Source organism: Streptomyces sp., assembly GCF_019510245.1.
Classification (GTDB): Bacteria; Actinomycetota; Actinomycetes; order Streptomycetales; family Streptomycetaceae; genus Streptomyces.
This window is the reverse complement of record NZ_JAEKKT010000361.1, coordinates 1-4,502: the sequence shown is the minus strand read 5'-3', so window position 1 is coordinate 4,502 and position 4,502 is coordinate 1. Positions and strand designations below refer to the sequence as shown.

At 70.2% G+C, this 4,502-nt stretch carries 5 protein-coding genes; 4 read left to right on the top strand and 1 reads right to left on the bottom strand.

Annotated features, from left to right (window positions below):
- The 3 genes from JF597_RS51550 to JF597_RS51540 all read left to right on the top strand — a co-directional run.
- Nucleotides 1-411 (top strand): proline dehydrogenase family protein (locus tag JF597_RS51550; protein WP_294013555.1); only part of this gene is annotated, 411 nt, incomplete at its 5' end.
- A gap of 37 nt (nt 412-448) precedes the next feature.
- Complete coding sequence (gene pruA / locus JF597_RS51545; protein ID WP_294013552.1) at nt 449-2,080, top strand: L-glutamate gamma-semialdehyde dehydrogenase; 1,632 nt, start codon at nt 449-451, stop codon at nt 2,078-2,080.
- 66 nt (nt 2,081-2,146) lie between these two features.
- On the top strand, nt 2,147-2,995 hold the full coding sequence (locus JF597_RS51540) for an alpha/beta fold hydrolase (protein WP_294013550.1): 849 nt from the start codon (nt 2,147-2,149) through the stop codon (nt 2,993-2,995).
- Between the two features lie 16 nt (nt 2,996-3,011).
- Here JF597_RS51540 and JF597_RS51535 read toward each other — a convergent pair whose 3' ends face one another.
- On the bottom strand, nt 3,012-4,007 hold the full coding sequence (locus JF597_RS51535) for an NADP-dependent oxidoreductase (protein WP_294013548.1): 996 nt from the start codon (nt 4,005-4,007) through the stop codon (nt 3,012-3,014).
- A 95-nt stretch (nt 4,008-4,102) separates the two neighbouring features.
- Here JF597_RS51535 and JF597_RS51530 point away from each other — a divergent pair.
- Nucleotides 4,103-4,502, top strand: a 400-nt coding sequence (locus tag JF597_RS51530) for a LysR family transcriptional regulator (RefSeq protein ID WP_294013545.1), incomplete at its 3' end; no start/stop codon positions are given.

Sequence of the window (4,502 nt, the reverse complement as noted above, 5' to 3'; positions counted from 1 at the left end):
GCCCGCCGGCTCGCCGGGGCGGGCAGCCGGGTGCGGCTTGTGAAGGGCGCGTACAAGGAGCCCGCCGAGGTCGCCTACCAGCAGAAGCATGAGATCGACAAGGCGTACGTCCGGGTCCTGCGCATCCTGATGGAGGGCACGGGATACCCGATGGTCGGCTCCCACGACCCCCGCCTGATCTCCATCGCCCAGGAACTCGCCCGGCAGGCCGGCCGCAAGCCCGACGAGTACGAGTTCCAGATGCTCTACGGCATCCGCGGCGACGAACACCTCCGGCTCGCCGCCGAAGGCCACCGCATGCGCGTCTATACGGCGTACGGCACCGACTGGTACGGCTACTTCATGCGGAGGCTCGCGGAGAGGCCGGCGAACCTGCGTTTCTTCGTCCGCAGCATGATCAGCAAGGGCTGAGCCCCACACCCGCTCAAGTTCAAGGAGTACGGATCTCATGGACGCTGTGACCCAGGTCCCCACCCCCGTCAACGAGCCGGTGCGCGGCTACGCCCCCGGCTCGCCCGAGCGGGCACGGCTGGAGGTCAGGCTCAAGGAGCTGGCCGAGAACCCGGTCGATCTGCCGATGACCATCGGCGGCGAGAAGCGGCTGGGCGGCGGCGAATCCTTCCAGGTCGTGCAGCCGCACAACCACAAGGCCGTGCTGGGCACTTACCGCAACGCCACCCAGCAGGACGCCCAGGACGCCATCGACGCGGCGCTCGCCGCCGCCCCTGTCTGGCGCGCGATGTCCTTCGACGACCGCGCCGCGATCATCCTGCGCGCCGCCGAACTGCTCTCCGGCCCCTGGCGCGAGACGCTGGCCGCCTCCACCATGCTCGGCCAGTCCAAGACCGCCCAGCAGGCCGAGATCGACACGCCCTGCGAGCTCGTCGACTTCTGGCGCTTCAACGTCAAGTACGCCCGTGACCTGCTCGCCGAGCAGCCCCCGGCCAACGCCCCCGGCGTCTGGAACCGCCTCGACCACCGCCCGCTCGAGGGCTTCGTCTACGCGATCACGCCGTTCAACTTCACGGCGATCGCGGGCAACCTGCCGACGGCGCCCGCGCTCATGGGCAACGTGGTCGTGTGGAAGCCGTCCCCGACCCAGACCCACGCCGCCGTGCTGCTCATGCAGCTCCTCGAGGAGGCCGGTCTGCCCAAGGGCGTCATCAACCTCGTCACCGGCGACGGCATCGAGGTCTCCAAGGTCGCCCTGGAGCACCGGGACCTCGCGGGCATCCACTTCACCGGTTCGACGAAGACCTTCCAGCACCTGTGGAAGACGGTCGGCGCCAACATCGAGAAGTACCGCACCTACCCGCGCCTGGTCGGCGAGACCGGCGGCAAGGACTTCGTCGTCGCCCATCCGAGCGCCGACCGCGCGATCCTCAAGACCGCCCTGACCCGCGGTGCCTTCGAGTACCAGGGCCAGAAGTGCTCGGCGACCTCCCGGGCCTACATCCCGGCGTCGATCTGGAACAGCGGTTTCCGTGAGGAGTTCGCCGCCGAGGTGGACGGCATCGCCATGGGCGACGTCACCGACCTGTCCAACTTCATCGGCGCGGTCATCGACGAGCGCGCCTTCGCCAAGAACAAGGCCGCGATCGACCGCGCGCAGTCGGACCCCACCTGCACGATCGTCGCGGGCGGTTCCTACGACGACTCGGTCGGCTACTTCGTCCGCCCGACCGTCGTCGAGTGCACGGACCCGGCGAACGAGGTCTTCACCACCGAGTACTTCGGCCCCTTCCTCGCGGTGTACGTCTACGAGGACGACAGGTACGAGGAGATGCTGACCCAGATGGAGTCGGCGTCCGACTACGCGCTGACGGGCTCGGTGATCTCGTCCGACCGCGCGGCGGCCGCGTACACGATGGAGAAGCTGCGCTACGCGGCCGGCAACTTCTACATCAACGACAAGTCCACCGGCGCCGTCGTCGGCCAGCAGCCCTTCGGCGGGGGCCGCGCCTCCGGCACCAACGACAAGGCCGGCGCCCCGCAGAACCTCCAGCGCTGGACGCTGACCCGCGCCATCAAGGAGACCCTGGTCCCGCCCACCGACTACGGGTACCCGCACATGGGCTGACGTCCCGTCAGTCATCAGAAGGGGCCGGGCTGTTGCCCGGCCCCTTCGTGCGCGCACAATGCGGGCATGACCGTGTTCACCGAGGACGGCGTACGACTGTGGGCCTCGCGTTCGGGTGAGGGTGACCCGCTGGTCCTGTGCCACGGCGGGCCGGGACTGTGGGACATGTTCGGGGACATGGCCGCGGTGCTCGGCGACCGGGACCCGGTGATCCGCTGGGACCAGCGCGGCTGCGGCCGCTCGCAGCGGTGCGCCGGACCGTGGACGACCGACCGGTTCGTGGCCGACCTGGACGTCGTACGGCGCCACTTCGGTCTGGACCGGATGGCGCTGCTCGGCCACTCCTGGGGCGCGCAACTGGCGTTGAGCTACACCCTTGCCCACCCCGAGCGGGTGAGCACCCTGGTGTACGTCAGCGGGTCGGGCATCGTGCCGACGTCGGAGTGGCACGCCGAGTACACGGACAACCTCGCCGCGCGCCTCGGCGAGGATCCCCAACGGATCGCCCACTGGCGGGAGTTGCCGAAGAGGGACCCGGAGCGCGCGATCCTGCAATGGACGGCCGACTTCACGGACCGCGAGCACGCCCTGGAGCACGCCCGCCGGATGGCCGACCCCTGGTTCGACATCAACCACGAGTGCAACAAGGCCCTGAACGCCGAGACCGTGGGTACCTGGGGCAGCCCCGTCCTGCGGACCGCCTGCGCGTCCCTGGACGTGCCCGTCCTGATCATCGACGGCGCCGAGGACATCCGCCCGCGTTCGGCGGTGGACTCACTGGAGGAGGCATTGCCACGCGTACGGCGGGTGGTGCTGCCGAAGGCCGGCCATCTGCCGTGGGTGGAGGCCCCGGAGGGATTCCGGGACGCCCTGGAGATCGTGCTCGACCGTACGTCGAGGCCGGCGCGGAGGTGATCTCGGCCGCTGTATATCACCCCGCACCGCCCGCCCTCACCAGGGTCTTCCCGGTGTTCCCGCCGCGCAGCATCAGCAGGAACGCCTCCACGATCCGCTCGAACCCGTCCACCACCGTCTCGTCGGGAGTGAGTGCCCCGCTGAGCAGATGCGGTACGGCGAACTCGTACAACTCCTCCTGCACGTCCGCGTAGTCGCGCACCAGGAAGCCCTCGACGCGCAGGCTCTTCTCCACGACGTCCGCGTGGTCGAAGACGACCGGCGGCGCGTCCGGGGTGTTGTACTGGCCCACCGTGCCGATCCGGACCACTCGGCCGCGCTCCCTGAGCGCACCGATCGCCGCGCCCAGGTGCTCGCCGCCGACGTTGTCCACGAACACGTCGATGCCGTCGGGTGCGGCTTTCGTGAGGAGGTCCGCGACCGGGCCGGACCGGTAGTCGAACGCGGCGTCGTAACCGACCTGTTCGATCAGATGTCTGACCTTCGACGGCGATCCCGCGCTTCCGATCACCCTGCCCGCGCCCAGCAGCCGTGCGAAGCGGCCCGTCGCCGTGCCGACCCCGCCGGCCGCGGCGGAGACGAACAGGTCGTCGCCCTCCCGGAGCCGGGCGACGCGAGTGAGCCCGACGTAGGCCGTCAGGCCCGTACCGCCGAGAACGCTCAAGTACGCGGAGAGGGAGACGCCTTCATGGAGCGGCAGGCGTCTGGTCTCGGCCGGGGTCACCACCGAGTGGGTCCGCCAGCCCTTCCGGTGGAAGACCAACTCGCCCTCCGGCAGGGCCGGTTCGCGAACGGCGACGACTCTGCCGAGCGCGCGGCCCTCCAGTGGGGCGTTCAACTCGAAGTCGCCGTCCATCATTTCGCGGTGGTAGGGGTCGACGGACCAGTACAGGTTCTCGACGAGCGCCGTGCCGCTGGCGGGCTCCGGAACACGCGACTCCACGAAGCGGAAGTGCTCGGGGGTCGGGAAGCCGGTCGGGCGGGCGGTCTGGTGCACGGTGAGCGCGGTCATGACCGGGACGTTAAGGAGGAATGCGCTGGTGCGGGCAGAGGGTTGGGCTCATGGAACGGGCGGATCCATGAGCCGCCCTCATGGGGGGGGCGGAAATGAGCAGCGCTGTCGATCTCGCTCCGCAGGAGCTTCGCGTCCTGGTCGCGGTCGCCGAAGAAGGCGGCTTCTCGCCGGCGGCGGTCCGGCTGGGCACGACCCAGTCGGGCGTCTCGCACGCCGTGCGCGGCATCGAACGCAAGGTCGGCGTCGTGTTGTTCGAGCGAGGGCGGTTCGGCGCCCGGCCCACCCCCGCCGGTGCGCGGGCGGTGGCGCACGCCCGCCGGGTGCCTCGCATGCTGGAGACCCTGGTCAGGGAGGCGCACGACATACCTACGGGCGAGGTCGCCGGGCCGCTCCGCGTCGCCGCGTTCCGCAGCGTGGCCCTGTATCTGCTGCCGCCCGTCCTGGAGCGGCTGTCCGCACGGCACCCGGGAATCGAGGCGACCGTCACCGTCG